The organism is Parafrankia sp. EUN1f (assembly GCF_000177675.1).
Taxonomy (GTDB): domain Bacteria; phylum Actinomycetota; class Actinomycetes; order Frankiales; family Frankiaceae; genus Parafrankia.
In genome coordinates this window covers 26,383-48,573 of sequence record NZ_ADGX01000010.1, presented here as the reverse complement: position 1 = coordinate 48,573, position 22,191 = coordinate 26,383, and the positions used below count along the sequence as shown (strand labels likewise).

Sequence of the window (22,191 nt, the reverse complement as noted above, 5' to 3'; positions counted from 1 at the left end):
CAGGCCCTTCAACCTACAGGTCGATGCTGGACATGTCCGGATACCGCTCGCCCCGGACGCTCTCGCCTGCCTGTGCCAAGGTCTCGAGCTCCCCGTCGCTCAGCTCGAGATCTGCGGCGGCGGCGTTCTGCTCCAGGTAGGTACGTCGCTTCGTCCCTGGGATCGGGACGATATCGGCGCCCTGATGGTGTACCCAGGCGAGGGCGACCTGTGCCGGTGTGTATCCCCGCGCCGCCGCGATCTTTTCGATCTCCGCCACCAGCGCGAGGTTCGTTTCCAGGTTCTCCTCGTTCATCCGGGGCAGGGAGCCACGAAAGTCCCCGGCCTCGAAATCCTTGGCACCGCGGAAGCTCCCGGTGAGGAACCCCCGCCCCAGCGGGCTGTACGAGACGAAACCGATACCGAGCTCGCGAACTGTCGGGAGGATCTCCTTCTCAGGGTCGCGGGACCAGATGGAGTACTCGGTCTGCAGCGCGCTGATCGCGTGCACGGCATACGCCCGGCGGATGGTGGCCGGGGCCGCTTCCGAGAGTCCGAGAAAGCGCACCTTCCCCGCCGCGACCAACTCGGCCATGGCCCCCACGGTCTCCTCGATCGGCACGTCGGGGTCGACCCGGTGCTGGTAGTAAAGGTCGATGTGATCGACCCCGAGCCGGGAGAGGGATGCGTCGCAGGCCGAGTGCACGTATTCCGGCCGGCCGTTGACAGCGCGTGCGAGCGGGTTGGCCGGGTCGCGGACAATCCCGAACTTGGTCGCGATGACCACCTCGTCGCGGCGGCCGGCGATGGCCCGCCCGACCAGCCTCTCGTTCGTGTGCGGTCCATACATGTCAGCTGTGTCGAGAAACGTCACACCCAGGTCGAGCGCCCGGCGGATGGTGGCCACCGACTCCTCGTCGTCGCGGGTGCCGTAGAAGTCGGACATGCCCATACAGCCCAGGCCCTGGGCGGAGACCTGAAGGCCCTGGGCACCGAGCGGTATCTGGCGCAGGGTGGAGGTTGGCATCAGTCGTCGACCTTCTTCCGATAGATATCGATCTTGTTGTCGATGGCCGTGAGATGACGGCGGACTTCCTCCAGCCGCTCGGCGACGAGCCGTCGGTGCGCGGCCAGCAGGTCGAGTCGCCGCGCCTCGTTGCCGTCGCCAGCCCGGACCAGCGCCGCATACCGGGCGATCTGCCGGATCGGCATGCCGGTGCGGCGTAGTGCGGTCAGTGTCCCGACCCAGCGCAGGTCCTCATCGTCGTATCGGCGATGACTCGACGGCGCTCGGGACACGCGCTCGAGCATCAGATCCACGCGCTCGTAGTACCGCAGCGTGTGCGCGCTGACGCCCGTCGCCTTCGCCGCCTCGGCGATCGTGAGACCGGTGAGCGGAGGGGCGACGGTGTGCTCGACGTCGCTGCCGCTGCCGGCGCTGCCGCTGCCGGCGCTGCCGCTGATGTCAGCGATGCCGGCCGTGTCAGCGATACCGACGGCGTCGAGTCGGAAATCCGGGCCCGCGACGAGGACGGGGGGTGCATCGGAGTCGGCGTCCGGCTCGGTGGGCGTGACATCCGGCCGGCGCGAGCCCGAGACTCCGAGATCGCGCTCATCGAGCCCGTCGATCGTGACCATGCCCCGACGCTAGAGCTTAGAGCGCGCTCGAAGTCAAACCAGACCGCGCTCGAACCGTCCGGCGTCTCCAGCGACGTCAAGCGATCAGGCAGCTCCACTGGACGGACGGTCGACGGTCGACGAGTCCTGGTGAACGAGGACGGACGCCAGCGGATGTCCATCGACACATCACCTTCGGCGGGAACCGGAACCCCGCGAAACTCCGGCGTCGGAACCGGTGGACAGCCACGACGCCGACGCAGCACCCGATCATGGCCGGATAACGGCCGCTGGATGGTGGACTGCCGACGCGACAGCGCCCGACGGAGCACATTATTCCGGCCGGCGGCGGACCGGTTCGGATGTTTCAGCAGGCCAATACCCGCTCCGAGGGCGACCAGTCCCATCCCAACGGCGAGGCCGATACCATTGTTGCCGTCAACGAAGAGATAGGAACCCTCGGCGATGCCGCCGTTGAAAAGAAACAAGAACCATTGCATCTTCGTCGGCCTGAGGAGCGATCTCAGGGGCTCTCGCCGTGCCAGAAGCGATCCCACCAGGAGAGAGAGGGCGATCGAGCCGTAGCTCACGGCTTTACCTTGCGCACCGTCGAGATCAAGGATCTTCGCTCCGGCGATCGTTCCTGTGATACTTACGGCGAAAGCCGCCCAGAGCATGCAGGACCAGACGAAAGGCACAGTTCTCCCCGCGGCCATCCGTAGGGCGTCAGCGATATTCAGCTTTTTGCCGGGGCAGGACGTGGGAAGCTGCCTGATCGGGGTGCTCCGAGATCGATGTGGATCGACATGCGTGGGGGCAGGCCTTCCGCTCCGCGGCCGGGTCACCAGAATGGCCCCGCGCACGCATCCGGCCAGCTGAAGTGCCGGTGAGGAGTGTCCTTCGTCGTCTCACACGATTCCGCGAGACGGTCTTCGCCACGAGGGTGAGGACTCCCCAACCGGTGGTGTAGCCCGCTACACCACCGGGCACTCACCGCGCTTCTGATTACGAGGCTTCCATCAACGGTTCATCTCATTCACCCTTCCGGCCTTTCCTCGCCTGTGCCCGACAGATGGGCATCGGTTCCTGGGCTTTCCCCCGGGCGTCACACCCGGCGCATGGGGTGCATGCGGCGCGCGTGCCAGGGCGAAGACGGGCTCCCGACACAAGCCCGTAGGCTCAGTACCGACCACCGGTCCTCCACCACCAGCCCCACTCACTCTGCGCAACCTCGTCGTCGCAGCCCTTCATGCGGAACATCCGCCACGACCACTATGAACTCGCCGTCACTGCACGTTCGCCGTCCCGTCTCCGACCGCTGTGACCAGCACGGACGCGCCCCACGGGTCTGTCCAGACGCCGAGCGGGGCGGTGGGCGGTGAGTGCCGCGCCCAGCCGGGGCGCCTTGGCCGGGTCGATCGGAATCGCCCAGGTCACGGGCACGCACCGACGGCCCGGCGCAGGCTCAGCACCTGCCGGTAACGGTTGACCGCTGCCCTGTCGCCGAGCAGCACATTGTGCTCGGCGGAGCGATGCTCCATGTCGATGAACTCCGTGGTGACTTCGGCCAGCCGGCGGCGCGCGACCAGGCTGCTTTTCGTTCTCGCCGCGCTGCTGGTGCTGCGCGTGGTTCAGGCCGCCGTCGCCGGGCTGACCGTGCTCGCGGTGACCGTCTCCGGGCTCGAGCACCCAGCTCCCGGCCTGCGTATGGCTCGCCTGGCCGAGGTCGAACCGGAGCCGACAACCGGGCTGACCACGCTGGCCATGGTCCTGATCTCGGCGGGCCTCGCCACCGTCCTGCTTCCCCGCGCGCACGCGCTGGTGGCGTTCGCCGGAATCAAGGCATTCGCGATGGTGGCGGCGTCGGCGATCGCCGGAATCAAGGCATTCGCGATGGTGGCGGCGTCGGCGATCGCCGGAATCAAGGCATTCGCGATGGTGGCGGCGTCGGCGATCGCCGTCATGTTCACGGCCGAGCCGGTCGGCATCCAGGCCGCTGTTGCGGGCTGCGGCGTCAGCGTCGTGCTGCTGTTGTGGCCGAAGGCCCGGGAGGCAGCCACCCGTGTCCTGGCAGCGATCGGACTGCCCCACGTGTCCGGTCCCGCCGGCGACCTCGTCCTCGCCCTGAAGATCGCCCTGCTGGTGGCGTTTGTCCTCCTTCCCGGCTGACGGACGTCCGGATGACCGTCGGAACCACAGCGCGCACCTTGCCGGCCTCGCCGGTCAGGAACCGCCCGGCCTGCCCACCGCGGCCGTGCCGCTGCCCGCACGGACCAAGGTCCGCCCGTGTCCCACCTCGACAGTCCCGATCCGCCTTCTCTACGTCCTTCCCTACGTCGGTACAAGGAGGCGCCGCATGACGCGCCCGACGGCATCCGAACCCGACCACCCGCTGTTTCCTTCTCCCCTGGTCAGACCGGCCACCGCAGCGGCCCCGGTGTCCACGCGGGAATCGGCCCCGCGGGCCGCGACCGACGTGCCCGGCCCGGCCAGTGGGCCGATGGCGGCCGTGCGGCGGCTGCGGGCCGACCCGCTGACCCGGCTCGCCGAGATCCGCCGTGGGTACGGGCCGATCGCGCGGCTGGCGAGCTGGCCGGTGTCCGCCTTCCTCGTGTCCGACCCGGACGCGATCGCCGACGCGCTGGTCAGCGGTCACCGCCTTTACGCCAAGGGGGCCGTCGTCCGTGGCCCCGGCTCGCGGACAACCGTCACGCAGCCGCTCACGCTCCTGCTCGGCCAGGGCCTGCTGACCAGCGCCGGCGAGGCGCACATGCGCCAGCGCCGGCTGATCCAGCCCCTGTTCCACAAGAAGCAGATGGCCGGCTACAGCGGCCAGTTCGTCGCCCTCGCCGAGGCCACCGCAGCGACCTGGCGGGACGGCCAGTCCCTGGACCTGCACGCAGAAATGACGGAGATGACGCTGGCGATCGTCGCCAGGACGCTGTTCGACGTCGACATCTCCGACCACGTCGTCGACGTCGTGCGGACCGCCGTCAGCGAGAACATGCCGGTCGCGCGCCGGGCCGGCCTGCCCGTCCTCGAGCGGCTGGAACGCCTCCCGCTGCGAGCCGCACGGCGGCGCCGGGGCGCCAGGGCAGCGCTCGACCGCACCGTCCACGAAATGATCACCGGCCGTCGCGCCGCCCAGGCACCGGGCACGAGCGCAGGAGCCGGCACCGACCTGCTGTCGCTGCTGCTGGCCGCCCGGGATCCCGACACCGGCGAGCGGATGGACGACATCCAGATCCGCGACGAAGTGATGACCCTGCTCCTCGCCGGTCATGAGACCACCGCGAACGCGCTGGCGTGGACGTTCCACCTGCTCGGTGGCGAACCGGCGGTGGCGGCGCGGCTGCGGGAGGAGCTCGACACGGCCCTCGACGGCCGGCCGCCCACGATCGAGGACCTGCCGAGGCTGACCTACACGAACGCGGTGTTCTCCGAGTCGATGCGGCTCTATCCTCCGGTCTGGGCGATGGGCCGCCACCTCGTCGCGGACCACGAGGTAGCCGGCTACCTGCTTCCCGCAGGGTCAACGCTGGTCTTCAGCCAGTGGGTGATGCACCGCCACGAGCGCTGGTGGCCCGATCCCGACCGCTTCGATCCCACCCGCTGGCTGGGGGCGGCGGACAACCGGCCGCGTTTCGCCTACTTCCCCTTCGGTGCCGGGCCCCGCCAGTGCGTCGGAAACAGCTTCGCGGTCGCCGAGGGCGTGCTGACACTGGCTGCGATCGCTCGCCGCTGGTCATTCACCCCGGCGTCCGACACTCCGGTCGTGCCCGAACCGCTGGTCACCCTGCGCCCCAGGGGCGGCCTACCGATGGTGGCCCATCGCCACCGCTGACGGCCCTGACCGTCGATCGTCCGCCGCTGGCCGCCGAGCGTTCCACGCCGAGCCGGGCACGGCCATCGTCCAGCCACCGCCGCCTGTCCTGCCGCCGCCTGTGCTCACGGAGAACGGACGACCGTCGTGGGCAACGCGAGGGCACTGTGGTGGCCCCGGAGTAGTCCGGGGCCACCGGGCATGCTTCGCCGGGTCAGAAGACGACGGTGCGCCCTTCCTCGGTGGCATCCGCGGCGGTGTAGGCGACACCATCGACCTTGAGGCCGACCGCGTCGAGCAGAGTGATCGTCCCACCGTGGTTTCCCAGCGCGACAGGTGGTACGAGCGGGATACGGATCGTCTCTCCCGCAGCCAGCGTACGGGCAGGCAGCGACACCTGGTGCTGGTCTCGGTCGGCGATCGCCCAGCCGGCCAGGTCAACCGACTCGGTCGTTGTGTTGATCAGTGTTACGGACTCGTCCTCCGGCGAGGGGCCGACCGCGTTGACGAGCGCTCCGACGATCCGCAGCCGCTGGTCGGGCTCGCCCTCCGCCGGTTGGCCACCCGGACGGGCCTGCGGAACGTCCGGCAGCGCACCGCCGGTGCGGTCATCGGTGTGCCACCTCTGGCTCTGGAACGCAAGGAAGATCGCGACCCAGCGATCCGCGGCAGGGAAGTGGAACAGGAGCGCGCCGTCCTGCCACACCCCGTTGTCGCCTTTGAACCGGCCCGCGCTCCCCTGGTTCATGTGGATGTTGTGGATACCTCGGCCCGGCCTGAACCTGAAGACCTTGTCGGCTTCCTTCTCCGCCGACCACGGCTCACCGAAGGCGTAGATGCGGCTACCGTTGTTCGCCTGTGCTCGGGTCACGTAGTGGTCGAGCACATCGGCGAGATCATTGTCCTCGCCGGGCTCGTGCGCCGGTAGCGCCCGCAGGTCGGTGCGGTCGAACAGACTGCCGCGGATGTAGTCCAACGCCAGCCCGCCGGGCTTCCGGTCGAGCTCCTTGTACCCGTCCTTCAGTTTCTCGAGATCCGCAAGAATGGGATGTTGGAAGTCCTCCACGGCAACATAGAGCAGTTCCGACATCTTCGGGTCCGACTCCTGGCCAGAGGAAAGAACGTTGACGGCCGCGCGAGCGGAACCGTCACCGTCGATGAGGATCTGGTAGTGCGGCGTGTCATCGTCGGGTTCCCGGCGGTGGTCAAGAACCCGGCCTTTTAGAACACCGTATCGATCCAGAGACATCAGCGGTACACCCGTTTCTTCTCAACCGAGAGAAAAGCTCCGAGATGTACTCCTTGCCGTCGCGGCCAGGCGACGTTCAGGAGCACATGCCAGGAGGGAAATTGCCTGTTGACACGGGAGGGTGATGAGGACCGGGGCACCTCACCGGTATCGAGCCTGGGAAGCAGTAACCCGGCGACCCAGGAGAAATCCACAGAGTCGGCCACGATCCCCGAATTCTCACTGCCCGCTACTAACCCGTCACGCTAGCCGCCGCAGTGGGCGGACGCGCGTCGACGCGCCATCCCCCGAACGCATCCGATATCTGAACGGCACCGTCCGGCTCCTGAACGGCACCGTCCGACTTTCGACGCTTTTCGCCGGGTAGCAACGATCCGCGCCCGAAGCGGGATGCGGACCGAGGTGCGGGCCCCCGCCCTCGGCAACGAGCGCCGCGAGCGCCACAGGCGCCGACGATACGTAGGTCCGATACGTATTTCGGCGGATTCCCGCGCCACCCGGCGGCGGCCATGATCCTCCCGGACGCCGTGACCGGCATCCGTCAGTGAGGACAGGCGAACTCGCACCGCCCTTCTCCAGCCCGTTCTCCGCGAGAGCGCGAGCCGGCAGCGGGAAGGCGCGAGGCGCCGTCTCAGAAACCAGCACCCGCCGCCACACCAGTCCAGGAGCGCTCCCGTGACGTCTCCCAATGCTTTCCGCGTCGTCCGCCACGGTGCCGCTGCGGTAGTCGCCGCCGCGGCCTTGACCGCGACCGCCGTCTGTTCCGCGGCCTCCGACGAGCCGGCTACCGCCGCGGCCACCAGCCCGGTCACCAGCCCGCCGACCACCAGCCTGGGCACCGCCGCCGCGGCCGCAGGCGACGTGCGGGCAGCATGCGCCGCGGAAGTCGCGATCAACAGCCTCGGCTTCCCCGGGTCCGATCCCGCGGCCCCGCCCCCGACCGCCGCGGAGCTGCGGGCCTTCGCGGCGGCCGCCGAACCGCTGGCCGCCACGCTGCGCGCGAGCGTCCCCGCCGAACTGACCAGCAAGGTCGACATCCTGGTCTCCGTGGTGAATTCCGCCAGGCAGGGCCAGCCGATCGACTACGAAGGCAGTGGGCTCTTCGCCGCGGGCCAGATCGTCGACGCCTGGATGGTCGACAACTGCGGCTATCCCACGCTCGCCGTGACCAACGACGCCGGGACTCTCACCGGCCTGCCGGAGACCGTTCCCGCCGGGCCGGTCGCCATCACGTTCACCAACGCAGGCGACGACCCGGCGAAGGCCGGGTTCGTCCTGCTGTTCGCCAAGGTCAAGGACGGGGTCACCGCGACCGCGGCCGGACTCGCGGACGGGTCGACCAGCCTGGAGAGAACTGCTCTCCCAGCACCGCGGCCGCCGCCAGCATCCGGCGGGCCGGGCCGGACAGGCCCGCCGCGCGCTGCCCCACCACCTCGACGAGCGACGCCGGCAGCCGCGGGCCGGCCAGAGCCGCGTCCGTCGTCAGCATCCGGGCCAGCTCCCGGACGAAGAACGGGTTGCCGCCGGTCCGCCGGTGCACCTCCCTCGCCACGTCGTCGGCCACTGCCGTGTCGGTGACCGCCCGTACCAGGTGGGCGGTCTCCGCCTCGTCCAGTCCGGCCAGCCGCACCTGCACGGTCACCGGCTCCCGGCCCAGGTCCGCGAGAATCCTGCGCCACGGCCCCGCGTCACCGGCACCTACCGTCCGATGGGTGGCCAGGACCAGCACCCGCGCTCCGCGCAGCTCGCGAGCCAGGTAGCGCAACAGCAGGAGCGACGGCTCGTCCGCCCACTGCGCATCCTCGACCACCAGCAGCAGGCCGGAACGCTCGGGGAGCGCGAACACCCGACGGACGACGGCGTCGAACAGCGCGATCCGGTCGGCCGCCGAGTTCGCCTCGATCATCGTCGGCAGATCCGCCGGGCCGTTCCCCTCCCCTGCCAGGTCGGGACGCAGCAGTTGCCGCCACAGCCAGAAAGGAGGGGTACCGACGCCTTCATGCGCCCGTGCCCACCGGGTGAGTGCGCCGGCGGCCGCCGCCATGTCGGCGGCCTCCGTGGCCAGCCGGGTCTTGCCGATGCCCGGCTCACCCCCGCACATCACAAGCATCGGCGCCCCGCCGAGGGCGGCGGCAAGCCAGCCGGATATGGCGGCACGCTCGCGTCGGCGGCCAACCAGGCCCGGTGCCCCCAAGCTCGTCCTCTCCTGAATGTCGCGTTCTCGCGAGGATCATCGCGGTGGCCGCTCTGCGCCGACCGCGGGGAGTGCGAACACGCGTGTTCCAACCTGGCTCCTTGTCGGGCCGGTCTCCAGCCTCTCACCCCGCGCGCCCGGGTTACCTGGCGTTCAACCCGGATCGTGGAGGCCGGCTCGCCGAACTCCGACCAGCGCGGCGCCGCGCAAACGCAACGCTTCGCCGCAGCGCGGCCATCACGGGCCGCGGGCAGCACATGCAGAGCATAAAACCGGGTTGAGGCCACGACGCGCTCTGCGAGAATTCCGCCGCAATCCGCCTCTCACCATAAAGGAGGATCCTTGTTTCCCTTACTGGAGCGAGCCCGCGCTCGTCACCGCGTAGCTGCCGTGGGACTGGCCGCCGCTATGGGCGCTCTCGCGCTTTCTGTCGCGACCCCGGCCCAGGCGGCTGGCACGTTCACCTCGTACCCGACCCCCACCCCGGCTTCGATTCCGTGCGTTACGGCGGGTGGGCCGGACGCGGCGGCCTGGTTCGTCGAAGCACTCGCCAACAAGATCGGCCGCATCGACCCGGCGACCGGCGCAACGGCGGAATTCCCGATTCCCTGGTCCACCGCACAGCTGCCGGCGTCGCTCAACTGGCTCAATCTGCCGGTCGCGACACCCGCACCGGTTACCGCCCTGCCGTGCGCGATCACAGCCGGGCCGGACGGGAAGATCTACTTCGCCAACGGTCTGCGCAACCAGCTCGGCAGCATCGATCCGCAGACGAAGGCGTTCGCGCTCTACTCGGTTCCCGGCGTGGGGGGTAATCTCTTCCCCTTCAACGACCTGGCCGCCGACCCTGCCGGGGCGATCTGGTTCACCCAGACCACCGCCAACACGATCGGCCGATTCGACATCGCGACGAAGACCTTCAGGTCCTACCCGGTACCCACGCCGGGTGCGCTGCCGATTGGTGTCTTCACCGGCTCGAACGGCGATGTGTGGTTCACCGAGGCTCTCGGGAACAAGATCGGCCGCATTGACGCAGCGACCGGAACGATCACCGAATACCCGGTCCCGAGCCTCCTCGCGGTCCCGTTCGTGATGCGTGCCGAGACGGATGGCGGCCGCTATGTCTGGTTCACCGAGCTCGGTGCCAGCAAGCTCGGACGGATCGACACGGTCACCGGCTCGGTCAGCGAGGTCCCGGTGCCGGTCCCACTGTCGTTCCCGATCGGGATCTGCTCCTCACCGCAGGGGAAGATCTACTTCACTTATCTTCTCCGCGACAAGCTGGGTGCCTACGACCCGGCGACCGGCGTTTTCACGGAGACCTCGGTGCCCGGCGGCCCCCTCGGCCCACCCGCGGAGTTGAACTACGGTCCGGGCGACGCCGTCTGGATGGCCCAGCTGACCGGAAGCCGAGTGCTGCGCTACTCCCCGGCCTGATGCCGTCCGGTACCGCGCGGTTCCGCGGAACCGCGGTACGACCACCGACCTGGCCGTGGACCTGACCGCCGGGTAGGTACACATTTCCGGCGCCCGACCCGGGTCGTGCCCGCGTGCGGTCGTTCCCTTCCGGGCATCCGCACCGGCACGGCCCGGGATTCAGGTTCTCGTCCTGCCGGTGCCGAGCGGGGCCGTTGCCTGGACAGACCTCACTGATGGGCTGCCCGTGGGCCAGACCAGGGTGATGGGACGCTGCATACGCATCCGGCGGGCCATGCAGCAGAGGAGAACGCGGTGGAAGCAGGTGGAGCTGACGAGCGGTGGTGGGTGCACTGCTGGTGTGGCGCCCTCAACGGCGAGTATCCGACTGAGGCCGCCGCCGATTCGGCTGTTCACAGCCACCCGCTCTTGGATCGACGGTGCGACGTGGTCCTGAAGAGCCCGGAGCCGCCGGGGCTGCGTTCCATGCCCCTGTTCCTGCTGGGCGACGAAAGCTGCACAGGCGCCGCCATCGACCAGGACCTCGACGGCCAGTGGCAGGTCACCTGCCACTGCGCGGCGCTGGACAGTCTGCGCTTTCCAACCGATGAGGAGGCGGAGACGGCTATGGATGAGCACCTTGACGCCGAGAACGCACGCGCCCGGGGGCTCTTCGATCAGCTCGCCGCAGAGAACTTCAACGACCGGTTTCCCTGCGCGCCTCGTCGATACTCACCCAGAACTCGGCACCGGTCGACGTCACCATCGCCACCGGCGCCGGCGGATCCACCCTGGCCCTGCCCCCCCATCAGCTGACCCCGGCCACCAGCGGCCCCCGAAGCTAGCCTGGTCGAAACGGCGCAGACTGCCGTCGCGGACACAGGCGCAGGCGGGCCAGACACAGGCACAGGCGGGCACAGGGGGGAACGGTGGCGGGCGGGACGGCGAAGCGTCCGTACAGGACATCACCGCATGTGGAACAGGCCCGGGCGGACCGGCGGGAAGCCGCGGCGCGGGCTGTCGAATCCGCCGCTCTCAACCTGTTCGAACTTCACGGATTCGACGCGGTGACCGCAGGTGACATCGCGACCGCCGCAGGGATCTCCATCCGTACCTTCTACCGCTACTTCCCCACCAAAGACGATCTTCTGCGCGCCGGTGTCCGCCGCCGGGCACAGGCCATCGCCACCGCGTTGGCCGCCCGAGCAGCCGACGAACCACCCATGCGCTCCATCCGATGGGCTGTCCACGACGTCGTCGCCGCCGAGGACACCACCGACGTCGCCCGCTGGATCCGTATCTCCATGGTCAGCCCGGCCGCCAGCAACGTGATGCTCGGCATCAACGTCCTGGAACTCAACGCGGTCCTCGGCGACTTCCTCAGCACCCGCCTTGGCACCGCACGCGACAGCCTCCAACCCACGATGCTCGCGGTCGCCGCCGCGGCCGTCATGATCGCCGCACACGCACGCTGGAGCTTCCACGGCGGCGACCTCGCCACCATGCTCAGCGACGCCCTCGCCGTCCTCGACGCCATCCCCCCGAACGCATCCGATATCTGAACGGCACCGCGAGGACCGCACTGCGATGCGCTGCGTCAAGTTGCGTTGAGTTGAGTTGAGTTGAGTTGCGGTCAGTGGTCGACCAACGAGAGGGCGCGGCGCAGGTCGTCGGGGGTTGTCGGAACCTGCATGACCAGCAGGAGATCCGGGTATTCCACCGGTCGCAGCTGGTAGACGTCCAGGGCGATTCGGCCGGTGGCCGGATGGTCGATCGAAATCGTCGCTGGTCTGAAATCACGGATCGGGTAGGTGTTCCACCACCGGCCGAATTCGGGGCTCGCCTCGGTCAGTGCACGGACCAGCTCCACGGACCGAGCGTCGTCCGGGCGCTGGCCCACGGCCGCGCGAAACTGGCTCAGCACAGCCCGCGCGGCCGCCTCCCAGAACGGCATCCGTGCGCGGTTCTCCTTGTCCGTGAACATCATCCACAGCAGATTGCGCAGGCCTTCAGGTAACACGGCGGGATCATGCCTGATTCGAACGTACGGGGCGTTCCAGGCGATGAAGTCGAAGTACCGGTCGAACATGACGGAAGGGTTCGGCGCGGTCGCGTCGACGAGGCGCTGGACCCGGGGCTCGACCTCGTCCGGGGCGGTTCGCGCCGGCGGCACCGGCAGGCCGGCCAGGACACGCAGGTGCCGGTGCTGGTCGGCATCGAGCCGCAGTGCGCGGGCCAGCGCGTCCACGACCTGTGCGGACGCCGCGATCGAGCGGCCCTGCTCCAGCCACGTGTACCAGGTGAGCGAGAGCCCGGCCAGCTCGGCCACCTCCTCTCGGCGCAGGCCGGGGGTCCGGCGCTGGCCGACGCCGTCGGGCAGGCCGACGTCCGCGGGCCGCAGGGCTGCCCGACGCGCGCGCAGGAAGGTGGCCAGTTCGGCGCGGTGCATAGAACCTCGTCCCCTTGCTGTCCAGGAGTCCTGGGTATCACCATCGCAACCAGGTTGTCGGCGGTGACCGTGGCTAGCTTTACGCCCCATGGATGATCGTGAGAATTCAGTTCTTGTCATCGGCGCGACCGGACAGCAGGGCGGTGCGGTGGCCCGAGCGCTGCTGGGACGCGGGCGGAAGGTGCACGCGCTGGTACGTGACCCGCAGCGGCCCGCCGCGCGGGCGCTTCAGGCCGCGGGGGCCCGGCTCGTCGTCGGCGATCTGGACGACCCGGCATCGATCCGCACGGTCATGGCGGACGTGAGCGGCGTCTTCCTGATACTGAGCAGCGTGGCCTCGGGCACCGTGAGCCTGGCGGACGTCGAGGCCGAGGTACGGCGCGGCAGACGCGCCGCCGACCTCGCGGCACAGGCCGGCGTCGACCACCTCGTGTACAGCTCGGTTGCGGGCGCCGACCAGGACACCGGCGTTCCGCATCTGGAAAGCAAGGGGCTCATCGAAGCGCATATCCGGGATCTCGGCCTGCCTGCCACCGTCCTGCGGCCGGTGTTCTTCATGGAGAACTTCACGACCGTCACCCGCCCCGTCCTGACCGAGAACGGGCTGGTCGTCTCCCTCGCTCTGCGTCCGTCCAGCCGGCTGCCGCTGATCTCGATGGCCGACATCGGCGAGTTCGCGGCATTGGCGTTCGACGAGCCGGCGGCGTTCATCGGTCAGACCGTGGTGATCGCGGGTGACCATCTCGCCGCCTCGGAGATAGCCGAACGGCTCGGCGAGGCGGCCGGGATTCCGGCACGTTTTCACCAGACCCCGCTCGAGCAGCTGCGCGCCTTCGACGAGGAGGTCGCGAAGATGTTCGCCTGGTTCGATTCCGGCGCGATGGAACAGCCCGATCTGCCGGCTCTGCGTGCCCTGCACCCGAAAGTCCTGACGCTGGCGGCGTGGCTGCGGTCAGCTGGTTGGCGCCCGTAGGAGGCCGGCGATTTCGGCGGCTAACCAGTTCCTCGCGCACCGCTTTCGCGAACGCCATTCACGGCATCGCGTACGCCTGCCAAACCCGAGTTTCTCCCGTCAGTGGGCCTTCCGTGTGGTGTCCTCCTACACTCCCAACATCCGAACGCTGCTGTACGCCCGCAGGCCCGGCGGTTCCGGAACAGCCGCCGGCAGCAGGATGGCCGTCGTGGCGATGCCGAACACGCCGGGTGAGCAGCGCCTCGACGGCGTGGAACAGGAGGCCGCAATGATACGCGACAGATTCCGCGGCGGAGTCGAGGTTCTCAGCGGTCCGACCGCGACCCACGATTCCGTCGTGGCGGCGCTACGGAGCCGGCCGTGGGTTCATTTCGCCTGCCACGGGGTGAGTAACCCCACCGCACCCTCGACCAGCCACCTTCTCCTGCATGACGATCGACTGACAGTTGCGGACATCGCGGCGTTGCGGCTGGAAACAGCAGAGTTCGCTTTCCTCTCCGCCTGCTCGACCAGCCGGCCGACGACAGCTCTGACCGACGAGACGATCCATCTCGCGTCCGCATTCCAGCTCGCTGGATATCGCCGGGTTATCGCCACTCTGTGGCCCATCGAGGACAGATCGTCGGCCCACATATCAGACGCGGTCTATGGCTTCCTCGCCGATGGTGGTACTGACGCCACCGCCGACGCCCTGCACGCCGCCGTTCGCCGCCTTCGCGCCGCGCATCCGGCCAAGCCGTCAATCTGGGCAGCTCACATCCACGTCGGGGCCTGACGCCGAGTCTGTCCAGACAGCGGCTCTGTTCCACCTTCGGTGAGAAAGCCAGTGCCGAGGTCCGGAGCGTGGGCCGCAGGGCCCGCGTCCGCCGACCCGAACCGGCCGCCTCCCTCCGTGACGGCGATGGACACCCTGGGCGGCGGCCGCGATCCTCAGCGGCTGGCACACCCTGCGCAGCCGTGACGCTTGACCGCCGGACCCAGAGGTGGACCGGGCCCTGGCGTGGATCAGCCGACACGCAGCCGCTCACCGGGCAGCGTGACCTCGTCTCCCCGCCGTAGCTGGCGGCCGCGGCGGGTCTCGACCTCACCGTTGACGCGAACGTCCCCGTTGGCGAGCACTGTCCTGATCTCCGCGCCCGCCTCCACCACGTCGGCGAGCTTGAGGAACTGACCCAGGCGGATGACGTCGTCACGAATACTCACTTCACGCATCCGCCCAGCATGCCGGACCATCGCAGCGACTGACCGGCCGGCTGTGGGCTCCGCCGGGAACAGGGAACGTCACGGCGATGCCCGAAGCCGGCAACACCCGGACCTGCCGAAACAGCACATTGTACTTCAAAGCGCGACGTCTTTGATCTCGTGGTGACATCATGACCGAGGTTCACGCCGGACTGCCATCCATCTCTCGTCGTTTTCTGCCCACGAGCAAGGGAGACCAACTGTGGCGCGCTCGGGTCGCTTTCGCCGAAAACTAATGTGCACGGCCATCGTCGGATTTCTTGCCGCCGGCGTGCCGGCCGCGGCCGGTGCACCGCCCGCATCGGGTACGGCCGCGAGCACCTCGCCAAATGCCGTCATCGTCTGGGACCGTAACGCGCAGACCGCGATCTGGGATGTGGCCGGGCAGCAGCCGCAGGTACAGGCACGCAGCTTCGCGATGGTGCACGGAGCGGTCTACGACGCGGTGAACGCCATCTCCGGGCGCCCCTACGAGCCCTATCTCAGCGCCCCGCGCACCAACGGCCGCGAATCCGTGAACGCGGCGGTCGGCACCGCGGCCTTCCAGGTTCTCAGCTCGCTTTTCCCCGCCCAGCAGGCGCGTCTGCAGGCACAGTACGACGAGTGGATGGCGACCGTCCCGGACAGTGCCGCGAAGCGCGGCGGGGTCTCGGTGGGCAGCCAGACCGCCGCCGCGATGATCCGGGCGCGCCAGGATGACGGGGCGTTCGGCGACCCGGCCTGGCCGGTGGGGGAACCGAGCCCGGCCAGTGGCGGCCGACCCCGCCCACCTACGCCTCCGACACGGCGTGGGTGGCGGAGCTCAAGCCGTTCCTCCTGCCGAGTACGTCGATGTTCCGCAGCGCCGGCCCGCCCGCGCTGACCTCCGCCCAGTACGCCCGCGACTTCAACGAGGTCAAGGAGATCGGCGCGGTCAACAGCACCACCCGCACCCTCGACCAGACGCAGGCCGCGATCTGGTGGCATGACCGTCACCTGGGCGAGTGGGAGATCAAGCGGCAGCTGGCCACGGGCCAGCACCTGAACGTCCTGCAGACGGCGCGGATGTTCGCCATGGTGGACATCTCCGAGGCCGACGCGACCACCGCCTGCTACAACGAGAAGGCGGCCTGGATGTTCTGGCGGCCGGTGACCGCGATCCAGCTGGCGGACACCGACGGCAATCCGGCTACTGCGGCCGACCCGAACTGGATGCCGCTGCTCGTGACACCACCGCACCCCGATTTCACCTCGGGGCACACCTGTTTCACGGCGGCGAGCATGTCGGCGCTGGCGTACTTTTTCGGCCGGGACGACATAGCCTTCAGCGCCTACAGCGAGGCCTCGGGCACCACCCGGTATTTCCGGAGCTTCTCGCAGGCCATCGCCGAGGTGATCGAGGCTCGTATCTGGGGTGGAATCCACACCCGGACGGCCGACATCGAGGGTGCGAAGATCGGCGCAAAGACCACCGCCTACGCGGTCAGGAACTTCTTCCGCCCCCGGAGATAGCTGAAAGTCATGCGTCAGCGGGCCTGACGCTGCGGGCTGTTGACCGCGGCGCCAGGCGGCGCGGGGCGCGGCCCGCTGAGGGACCTGCCCGGCTTCCCCCAAACGATCGCGGCTGCTGACAGCGGCGCCCAGGTCACAGCGCGATGTGGCCGGCCGCCACAGGCGCGGCGTTGAGCGGACACGGACGGACAGGGGCTTTCCGAGGGCTGGTCCTCACAACGGCGACCTACGGGTGATGCCACCACGTGGCATGGTCGGGCTAGTCTCTGCGTAGCGACCCGACCACCCGCCGACTCTCCGCAGTCGGCCCCACCCAGAGGAGTTGGCGGATGACGCGGCCCACTCCTCCCCACACCGTCCTGCCCGAGTTCCCAGTGCGAGGCAAGTTCCGCGCCGCCGACGAGGCAACCGGCTTGAAGAAGCTGCTCCCTCTGTCAGGCAGGTACGACGGCGCTCGTCTTCTGATCGGCCGGCCTCCCGGCGGCACCATCCGCCGCACCAACGCCGAGGACCGCTGCCGCACCGTGTTCGCCGGGGCGTCGCCGGCCATACGCCATCGACAGCCGTCAAGAAGACGAGAAAATATACTCGGAGATTCATATGTCAAGCGAAAATCCAGTATCGATTTTCATAAGCTACTCTCACACAGATAGGAGTCTCGCTCGCCTACTGGCAGCCGAACTTGAGTCAGGAGGGGCTCGAGTATGGATCGATGAAGGTGAGCTCAGGATCGGCGACTCGCTCGTTGAGCGCATATCAGAGGCGATATACGAGGTAGACTTCCTTCTTGCCCTCGTCTCACCCACCTCGATAAGATCAGGTTGGTGCCAACGAGAGATCGCGCTCGCAATGAACGGGCAGATCTCCAACAAGAAGATAAAAGTCCTTCCCCTCTGTATCGAGAATGTCGTGATGCCGCCGACTCTACGCGATCGCGTATACCTCGATCTAAACGAGGACTGCGTTGGATCAGTCGCCGACAAAGTACTGCGAGATGTGAGATCCCATCACGAGGCAGGAACGTCGAGATCCGCACCTGGAGCTGGGATCCAGCGACAGCGGCCGGCTCCTGATTCCAACGGCCCAAACAACGCCCCACCCCCGTCACCCGTGCTTACTCCGCAGGGTTTCCGGCTGGGCCCGCTGTTCACGGATCTCCTGATCGTAGAGGGAGACGGAGAGCATCCCATACCGGAGCATTCAGCGAGGATCATCCTCGATCCGCAGTTCGTGAACCTGCCGGACGAACTCGCCGAATGGCGAGAAGAAATCGAGGCCGAACAGGCCAGACGCCGGAACGAGGGACTAACACATTTCTGGAACGGCCTTCGTTATGCGGTGGCGGGCTTTTCCGTGACCAGAGTCGGGGTGGACGAGGAGCCGGAGATCTTCTTAAGGCTGAAGAACGCCGACTACTTCACATTTCTTGCGGCACAGCAGCTAGACAGAGAGTTTCGCGACGGCTCGACACCTCGCAGCAGGTACCTGGATCCCGAAGATCCGCAGAATGCACCGGACTTCATGTGCTGCAGCTTTGGCGTGAATGTCGCAGTTGTATCGGCCGACAACAAAGCCATATTCGCGCGACGGAGCGCGCAGGTCGGCTCGGGCGCGCTCCTCTGGAACTCATCGGTCAACGAGGCGATATCAAGATCCCTGGACTCGCAGGGCAGGAAACCCCCGAACCTGTTCGATGTCGCACGCCGTGGGATATCGGAGGAACTCGCGATCCACAGCAACGAGTACGGACTGGAACTGCTGGCCATCTCCATCGATGTCAACAAACAACAATGGGGCGCACTTTTCCTTGCGTCACTGAACAGACTTTCCGCACATGAAGTTGTAGAGCGAAGAAGTCGCGGTGTCCCGGACAAGTGGGAGAACACGGCCCTTGACTACGAGGAGTTCCAGATCGATCCCGTCATCAAATATCTGCTACGACCAGACCGCATAAACGACTGGGCGACGTCGGCGGCTCCACTTTTCTACCTTTCCCTGGTCCGCCGCTTCGGCCGCGCCAGCGTCGAGCAGCGCTCCACACAGATAATAGCCGGGATAGATTCCGCATAGTGTTACAGTACGGTGTCGACCACAAGGCTACGGGTGCCCACGACCCGCTTTCGACAGTAGTCATGCTGTGTCGACCCCGGTTCCCCCCACGTTGGGTTGCGAAAGCCCGGCGCCCCGCAGCCGACACTCCGGCGCGGGGACCGGGCTTTCAGCGACTCAGGTACTGCGGTTCAGGAATTGACCGGCTCGTAGCCGAGACGGAGAGCCGGATTGCCTGCGTGGCTCTCGGACTGCTCTGCGGCGGAGGGCGTCCGGTGGCGGGGGACGAGCAGGGAGCCGAGCGTTCCGACGCCGGTCGCGGCCGCGCCGACGACCAGGGCGACGCGGATGCCGTCGGTGAAGTCGGCGGCGCTGGCGTAGCCGCCGACCGCGGCGAACACCGAGGCCAGGACCGCGATGCCGAAGACCCCGCCGACCTCACGGACGGCGTTGTTGACGCCGGAGGCCACGCCCTCGAACTCGGTCGGGACCGAGCCCATGACCACGTTGGCGACCGGGACGAAGAACAGGGCCATGCCGATGCCGGAGACGATGAAGGCAGGCACGAGGGTCGGGAACGAGGTGTCGGGGGCCAGGTCGGCGCGCAGCCACAGCAGCCCGACGGTCATCATGGCCAGGCCGGTGATCATCAGCGGGCGCCCGCCGATCCGGTCGGACAGCGGGCCGGCGATGGGCGCCACGATCAGCGGCATCACCGTCCAGGGCAGGGTGCGCAGACCGGCGCCCAGCGGCGAGTAGCCCATGACGTTCTGCAGGTACTGGGAGATCAGGAAGATCGAGCCGAACATCCCGAAGGAGAACAGGACCGCGACCGCGTTGACCGCGGCGAATCCGCGGCGGCGGAACAGGCTCACCGGCAGCATCGGCGCGCCGCCGTTCCGCTCGGACCGCAGCTCCCAGGCGACGAACGCGACCAGTCCGACCGCACCGGCGATCAGTGCGCCAAGCACCCCGGCGCTCGTCCAGCCGTGGTCCTGCCCGCGGACCACACCGAGGACCACCCCGAACAGGCCCAGGCTGACCAGGACGGTTCCCGTGACGTCCAGCCGGCTGGACGGCTCACGGCTCTCGGTGAGGCGGGTGAAGGCCAGGGGGATCACAGCGAGGCCCAGCGGGACGTTCACCCAGAAGATCCACTGCCAGGCCGCGCCCTGCGTGATGGCCCCGCCGACCAGCGGCCCGAGCGCGATGGCCAGACCGGAGACCGCGCCCCAGATACCCAGGGCGGCGCCGCGGCGCTCGGCCGGGACCGCGGCCGACAGCAGGGTCATCGACAGCGGCAGCACGATCGCCCCGCCGACGCCCTGCACGGCCCGGGCGGCGATGAGCGTGCCGACGCCCGGTGCCAGTGCGGCGGCGGCACTGGCCACGGTGAAGATCGCCAGCCCGGCGGCGAAGACGCGGCGCCGGCCGAGCCTGTCTCCCAGCGCCGCCGCGGGCAGCAGCAGGACCGCGAAGCTGAGGGTGTAGGCGTTAACGGTCCATTCCAGCTCGGCCAGGCTGGCGTGGAGGTGCTCGCGGATCGACGGCAGCGCCATCGTGACCACCAGGTTGTCCAGGGAGGTCATGAAGGCGGCGATACAGGTGACGACGAAGGTCCAGGTGAGGCGGTTCCGGTCGGTGGCCATCAGGCCTTCCCTCCAAGGTAGTGACTGACCACTTCCTTACGCGGCCAAAAAAATGCCGCGGATGACTCGTGTTGCTGCTCAGTCGATGCCGGTCACACCGGCGCGCCGGCGCCGCTACCGACATCCGTGCCCGCGCCCGCGCCCGCGCCCGCGCCGGAATCGTCGACGACCGCGTCGGCATCGGCGTCGGCGGGCTCGGAGGCCGGACCCGTGAAGCCTTCGGCGAGCACCGTCTTGCTCACCGCAATGCCCACGCCATCCGTGCAGATGATCTGCGCCCAGCGCTCGTCGAGGGCGGGCAGATCCATGGCCGCCGAGACGTTACAGAGCATCCCCATGGCGAAGAAGGCGCGCACGACGTCGACGTCCAGGCCACTGAGACGCTCGACCACGTACCAGAGATCCCGGAACCCCCGCCGCGTCGCGGCCCGGATGTCCGGGTCGCCGCACGCGGCGTACGCCTGCATCTGCATCAGCAGGTAGCTGGGTTCGGCCAGCAGGTCGTTGTAGGCCTGCGCCATCGCGGCCATGGCCTCCTGGCCGGACCGCTCCCCCGCCGCGACCTCGAAGGCCGCGACCGTCCGGGCGAACGTCTCCTTCACGGCCGCCAGGAACAGGCCCTTCTTCGAGCCGAACAGCCGGAACAGGTAGGGCTGGGAGATGCCGGCCGCCGTGGCGATCGACTCCGTCGACGTGCCTTCCAACCCACCCCGCGCGAACTCCGACACGGCAGCGGCAAGCACCGATACACGGCGTTCCTCCGCCGTCTGCCTCGCCCCTGTCGCTGCCACAAGGACGAAGGTAGTGGCCACTCACTACTTCGTCAAGCGGACGCGCCACGTCCAGGGCCACGGCTCCCTGACCACCGCGGCCTGGACGGTGCGAGCGCTAGCGCAGCGCGCGGAAGAACGCGCGGATGTCGGCGGTGAGCAGATCAGGGGCTTCCAGGGCGGCGAAGTGGCCGCCGCGGTCGAACTCCGTCCAGTGGGTGATGTTGTTGCCGCGTTCGGCGTAGCGGCGGATGGGCAGGTCCTGGGCGAACACGGCGACACCGGTGGGGGTGGTGGCCGGGGCGGTATGCCAGCTGTTCGCGTGCATGTTCTCGTAGTACAGGTTGGCGACGGATCCGGCCGTGCCGGTGAGCCAGTGGAGCATCGCGTTGGTCAGCAGCAGGTCCCGGTCGATGGCGGCCTCGGGCAGGTCGGCGGCGGGATGGGTCCACTCCTTGAACTTCTCGACGAGCCAGGCGAGCTGGCCGACCGGCGAGTCGGTGAGGGCGTACGCCACCGTCTGCGGCCGGGTGGCCGAGATCTTGAAGTAGCCGCTCTGGTCGTCCAGGAAGTCCTTCGCGAATGCCAGCCGCGCCTGCTCGGCGTCGGTGAGCGTGGCGCGTTCGGTATCCGGAATGTCGCCGAAGGGGATGAAGCCGAAGGTGGCCGCGTTGACGTGGATGCCGACGACCTGCCCGGTCGCGGCACGGCCGAGTTCCGGGGCGACCAGCGCGCCGAGGTCACCGCCCTGCACGCCGTAACGGTCGTAGCCGAGCCGGTTCATCAGCTGCGCCCAGGCCCGCGCGATGCGCCCGCTGTTCCATCCGACATCCCGTGTGGGGCCGGAGAACCCGAAGCCTGGCAGCGACGGGATCACCAGGTGGAAGGCGTCGGCCGGGTTCCCGCCGTGCGCCGCCGGATCGGCCAGCGGGCCGATGATCTTGCCGAACTCGACCACCGAGCCGGGCCAGCCGTGCGTGAGGACCAGCGGCAGCGCATCCGACTGCGGGGACCGCACATGAAGGAAGTGGATCCGCTGCCCGTCGATCTCGGTGGTGAACTGCGGGATGTCGTTCAGCGCCGCCTCGTGCCTGCGCCAGTCGTACGAGGTGCGCCAGTGCTCGACCAGGTCCTTGAGGTAGCCCAGGGGCACCCCTCGGGACCAGCCGACACCGGGCAGCTCGCTGGGCCAGCGCACGGCCGCCAGTCGGCGGTTCAGGTCGTCGAGGTCCGCCTGGCGGATATCGATCCGGAACCGGGTGATTGTTTCGCTCATGTCCGGAACGTTAG

General features: G+C 68.6%; 19 protein-coding genes. 10 read left to right on the top strand and 9 right to left on the bottom strand.

Translation table 11 applies throughout. The features are described 5' to 3' along the window. Positions 1-13 precede the first annotated feature (13 nt). Together FREUN1FDRAFT_RS04490 and FREUN1FDRAFT_RS39470 are read right to left on the bottom strand one after the other, a co-directional pair. Complete coding sequence (locus tag FREUN1FDRAFT_RS04490) at positions 14-1,006, bottom strand: aldo/keto reductase (RefSeq protein ID WP_006538765.1); 993 nt, start codon at positions 1,004-1,006, stop codon at positions 14-16. Further along, positions 1,006-1,617: a MerR family transcriptional regulator gene (locus FREUN1FDRAFT_RS39470; RefSeq protein WP_006538764.1), complete on the bottom strand. Its 612-nt coding sequence runs from the start codon at positions 1,615-1,617 to the stop codon at positions 1,006-1,008. The genes FREUN1FDRAFT_RS04490 and FREUN1FDRAFT_RS39470 overlap by 1 nt, the downstream gene beginning before the upstream one ends. Positions 1,618-3,135: 1,518 nt before the next feature. On the opposite strand from FREUN1FDRAFT_RS39470, the gene FREUN1FDRAFT_RS04480 reads away from it, so the two are divergent. Together FREUN1FDRAFT_RS04480 and FREUN1FDRAFT_RS04475 are read left to right on the top strand one after the other, a co-directional pair. Further along, the gene (locus FREUN1FDRAFT_RS04480; RefSeq protein WP_006538763.1) at positions 3,136-3,765 is read left to right on the top strand and encodes a hypothetical protein; all 630 of its coding nucleotides are present in this window, start codon (positions 3,136-3,138) and stop codon (positions 3,763-3,765) included. Positions 3,766-3,952: 187 nt separating this feature from the next. Then, entirely contained in the window at positions 3,953-5,440 is a 1,488-nt protein-coding gene (locus FREUN1FDRAFT_RS04475) for a cytochrome P450 (protein ID WP_006538762.1), read from the top strand. A 193-nt stretch (positions 5,441-5,633) separates the two neighbouring features. On the opposite strand, the gene FREUN1FDRAFT_RS04470 is transcribed toward FREUN1FDRAFT_RS04475, so the two are convergent. Together FREUN1FDRAFT_RS04470 and FREUN1FDRAFT_RS44945 are read right to left on the bottom strand one after the other, a co-directional pair. Next, the gene (locus FREUN1FDRAFT_RS04470; RefSeq protein WP_006538761.1) at positions 5,634-6,668 is read right to left on the bottom strand and encodes a DUF2278 family protein; all 1,035 of its coding nucleotides are present in this window, start codon (positions 6,666-6,668) and stop codon (positions 5,634-5,636) included. 1,303 nt (positions 6,669-7,971) lie between these two features. Beyond that, positions 7,972-8,862: an AAA family ATPase gene (locus tag FREUN1FDRAFT_RS44945; RefSeq protein ID WP_006538759.1), complete on the bottom strand. Its 891-nt coding sequence runs from the start codon at positions 8,860-8,862 to the stop codon at positions 7,972-7,974. 342 nt (positions 8,863-9,204) lie between these two features. Here FREUN1FDRAFT_RS44945 and FREUN1FDRAFT_RS04455 point away from each other — a divergent pair, with 342 nt between their 5' ends. The 3 genes from FREUN1FDRAFT_RS04455 to FREUN1FDRAFT_RS04445 all read left to right on the top strand — a co-directional run bounded on the left by FREUN1FDRAFT_RS04455 (position 9,205) and on the right by FREUN1FDRAFT_RS04445 (position 11,840). After that, positions 9,205-10,299, top strand: coding sequence for an SMP-30/gluconolactonase/LRE family protein (locus tag FREUN1FDRAFT_RS04455; protein ID WP_006538758.1), 1,095 nt, complete (start codon positions 9,205-9,207; stop codon positions 10,297-10,299). A 426-nt stretch (positions 10,300-10,725) separates the two neighbouring features. After that, positions 10,726-11,094 (top strand): hypothetical protein, encoded by a 369-nt coding sequence (locus FREUN1FDRAFT_RS04450; RefSeq protein WP_157474318.1) that lies wholly within the window; start codon positions 10,726-10,728, stop codon positions 11,092-11,094. A 158-nt stretch (positions 11,095-11,252) separates the two neighbouring features. Next, positions 11,253-11,840 carry a TetR/AcrR family transcriptional regulator; helix-turn-helix transcriptional regulator gene (locus FREUN1FDRAFT_RS04445; protein ID WP_232295039.1) on the top strand — a complete coding sequence of 196 codons (588 nt, stop codon included), beginning with the start codon at positions 11,253-11,255 and terminating at the stop codon, positions 11,838-11,840. Between the two features lie 71 nt (positions 11,841-11,911). Here FREUN1FDRAFT_RS04445 and FREUN1FDRAFT_RS04440 read toward each other — a convergent pair whose 3' ends face one another. After that, complete coding sequence (locus tag FREUN1FDRAFT_RS04440; protein WP_006538755.1) at positions 11,912-12,727, bottom strand: helix-turn-helix transcriptional regulator; 816 nt, start codon at positions 12,725-12,727, stop codon at positions 11,912-11,914. 88 nt (positions 12,728-12,815) lie between these two features. On the opposite strand from FREUN1FDRAFT_RS04440, the gene FREUN1FDRAFT_RS04435 reads away from it, so the two are divergent. Both FREUN1FDRAFT_RS04435 and FREUN1FDRAFT_RS04430 read left to right on the top strand, forming a co-directional pair. Next, complete coding sequence (locus FREUN1FDRAFT_RS04435; RefSeq protein WP_035949928.1) at positions 12,816-13,700, top strand: NmrA/HSCARG family protein; 885 nt, start codon at positions 12,816-12,818, stop codon at positions 13,698-13,700. A gap of 115 nt (positions 13,701-13,815) precedes the next feature. Continuing rightward, a complete protein-coding gene (locus tag FREUN1FDRAFT_RS04430; RefSeq protein ID WP_006538753.1) occupies positions 13,816-14,475 on the top strand; it encodes a CHAT domain-containing protein in 660 nt (219 codons plus the stop codon). Between the two features lie 230 nt (positions 14,476-14,705). Here FREUN1FDRAFT_RS04430 and FREUN1FDRAFT_RS04425 read toward each other — a convergent pair whose 3' ends face one another. Beyond that, positions 14,706-14,912, bottom strand: coding sequence for an RNA-binding S4 domain-containing protein (locus tag FREUN1FDRAFT_RS04425; RefSeq protein WP_006538752.1), 207 nt, complete (start codon positions 14,910-14,912; stop codon positions 14,706-14,708). A gap of 265 nt (positions 14,913-15,177) precedes the next feature. On the opposite strand from FREUN1FDRAFT_RS04425, the gene FREUN1FDRAFT_RS45845 reads away from it, so the two are divergent. The 3 genes from FREUN1FDRAFT_RS45845 (at position 15,178) to FREUN1FDRAFT_RS41005 (ending at position 18,503) form a co-directional block, all read left to right on the top strand. After that, complete coding sequence (locus FREUN1FDRAFT_RS45845; RefSeq protein WP_232295038.1) at positions 15,178-15,804, top strand: hypothetical protein; 627 nt, start codon at positions 15,178-15,180, stop codon at positions 15,802-15,804. Further along, entirely contained in the window at positions 15,774-16,433 is a 660-nt protein-coding gene (locus FREUN1FDRAFT_RS45840; RefSeq protein ID WP_006538750.1) for a vanadium-dependent haloperoxidase, read from the top strand. The genes FREUN1FDRAFT_RS45845 and FREUN1FDRAFT_RS45840 overlap by 31 nt, the downstream gene beginning before the upstream one ends. Before the next feature lie 600 nt (positions 16,434-17,033). Further along, a complete protein-coding gene (locus FREUN1FDRAFT_RS41005) occupies positions 17,034-18,503 on the top strand; it encodes a toll/interleukin-1 receptor domain-containing protein (RefSeq protein ID WP_083828545.1) in 1,470 nt (489 codons plus the stop codon). 170 nt (positions 18,504-18,673) lie between these two features. Here FREUN1FDRAFT_RS41005 and FREUN1FDRAFT_RS04415 read toward each other — a convergent pair whose 3' ends face one another. The 3 genes from FREUN1FDRAFT_RS04415 to FREUN1FDRAFT_RS04405 form a co-directional block, all read right to left on the bottom strand. Beyond that, positions 18,674-20,131 (bottom strand): DHA2 family efflux MFS transporter permease subunit, encoded by a 1,458-nt coding sequence (locus FREUN1FDRAFT_RS04415; RefSeq protein ID WP_006538747.1) that lies wholly within the window; start codon positions 20,129-20,131, stop codon positions 18,674-18,676. A 92-nt stretch (positions 20,132-20,223) separates the two neighbouring features. Beyond that, entirely contained in the window at positions 20,224-20,874 is a 651-nt protein-coding gene (locus FREUN1FDRAFT_RS04410) for a TetR/AcrR family transcriptional regulator (RefSeq protein WP_006538746.1), read from the bottom strand. A 145-nt stretch (positions 20,875-21,019) separates the two neighbouring features. Further along, positions 21,020-22,177 (bottom strand): epoxide hydrolase family protein, encoded by a 1,158-nt coding sequence (locus FREUN1FDRAFT_RS04405; protein WP_006538745.1) that lies wholly within the window; start codon positions 22,175-22,177, stop codon positions 21,020-21,022. Positions 22,178-22,191 lie beyond the last annotated feature (14 nt).

Bases quoted from the DNA above. Each gene is read 5' to 3' on its own strand.
- FREUN1FDRAFT_RS04480 (WP_006538763.1), top strand. From the start codon at position 3,136: ATGTCGATGAACTCCGTGGTGACTTCGGCCAGCCGGCGGCGCGCGACC.
- FREUN1FDRAFT_RS04405 (WP_006538745.1), bottom strand. From the start codon at position 22,177: ATGAGCGAAACAATCACCCGGTTCCGGATCGATATCCGCCAGGCGGAC.
- FREUN1FDRAFT_RS04425 (WP_006538752.1), bottom strand. From the start codon at position 14,912: ATGCGTGAAGTGAGTATTCGTGACGACGTCATCCGCCTGGGTCAGTTC.
- FREUN1FDRAFT_RS41005 (WP_083828545.1), top strand. From the start codon at position 17,034: ATGTCAAGCGAAAATCCAGTATCGATTTTCATAAGCTACTCTCACACA.
- FREUN1FDRAFT_RS04435 (WP_035949928.1), top strand. From the start codon at position 12,816: ATGGATGATCGTGAGAATTCAGTTCTTGTCATCGGCGCGACCGGACAG.
- FREUN1FDRAFT_RS39470 (WP_006538764.1), bottom strand. From the start codon at position 1,617: ATGGTCACGATCGACGGGCTCGATGAGCGCGATCTCGGAGTCTCGGGC.
- FREUN1FDRAFT_RS04475 (WP_006538762.1), top strand. From the start codon at position 3,953: ATGACGCGCCCGACGGCATCCGAACCCGACCACCCGCTGTTTCCTTCT.
- FREUN1FDRAFT_RS04415 (WP_006538747.1), bottom strand. From the start codon at position 20,131: ATGGCCACCGACCGGAACCGCCTCACCTGGACCTTCGTCGTCACCTGT.
- FREUN1FDRAFT_RS04440 (WP_006538755.1), bottom strand. From the start codon at position 12,727: ATGCACCGCGCCGAACTGGCCACCTTCCTGCGCGCGCGTCGGGCAGCC.
- FREUN1FDRAFT_RS45840 (WP_006538750.1), top strand. From the start codon at position 15,774: ATGTTCCGCAGCGCCGGCCCGCCCGCGCTGACCTCCGCCCAGTACGCC.
- FREUN1FDRAFT_RS04490 (WP_006538765.1), bottom strand. From the start codon at position 1,006: ATGCCAACCTCCACCCTGCGCCAGATACCGCTCGGTGCCCAGGGCCTT.
- FREUN1FDRAFT_RS04470 (WP_006538761.1), bottom strand. From the start codon at position 6,668: ATGTCTCTGGATCGATACGGTGTTCTAAAAGGCCGGGTTCTTGACCAC.
- FREUN1FDRAFT_RS45845 (WP_232295038.1), top strand. From the start codon at position 15,178: ATGTGCACGGCCATCGTCGGATTTCTTGCCGCCGGCGTGCCGGCCGCG.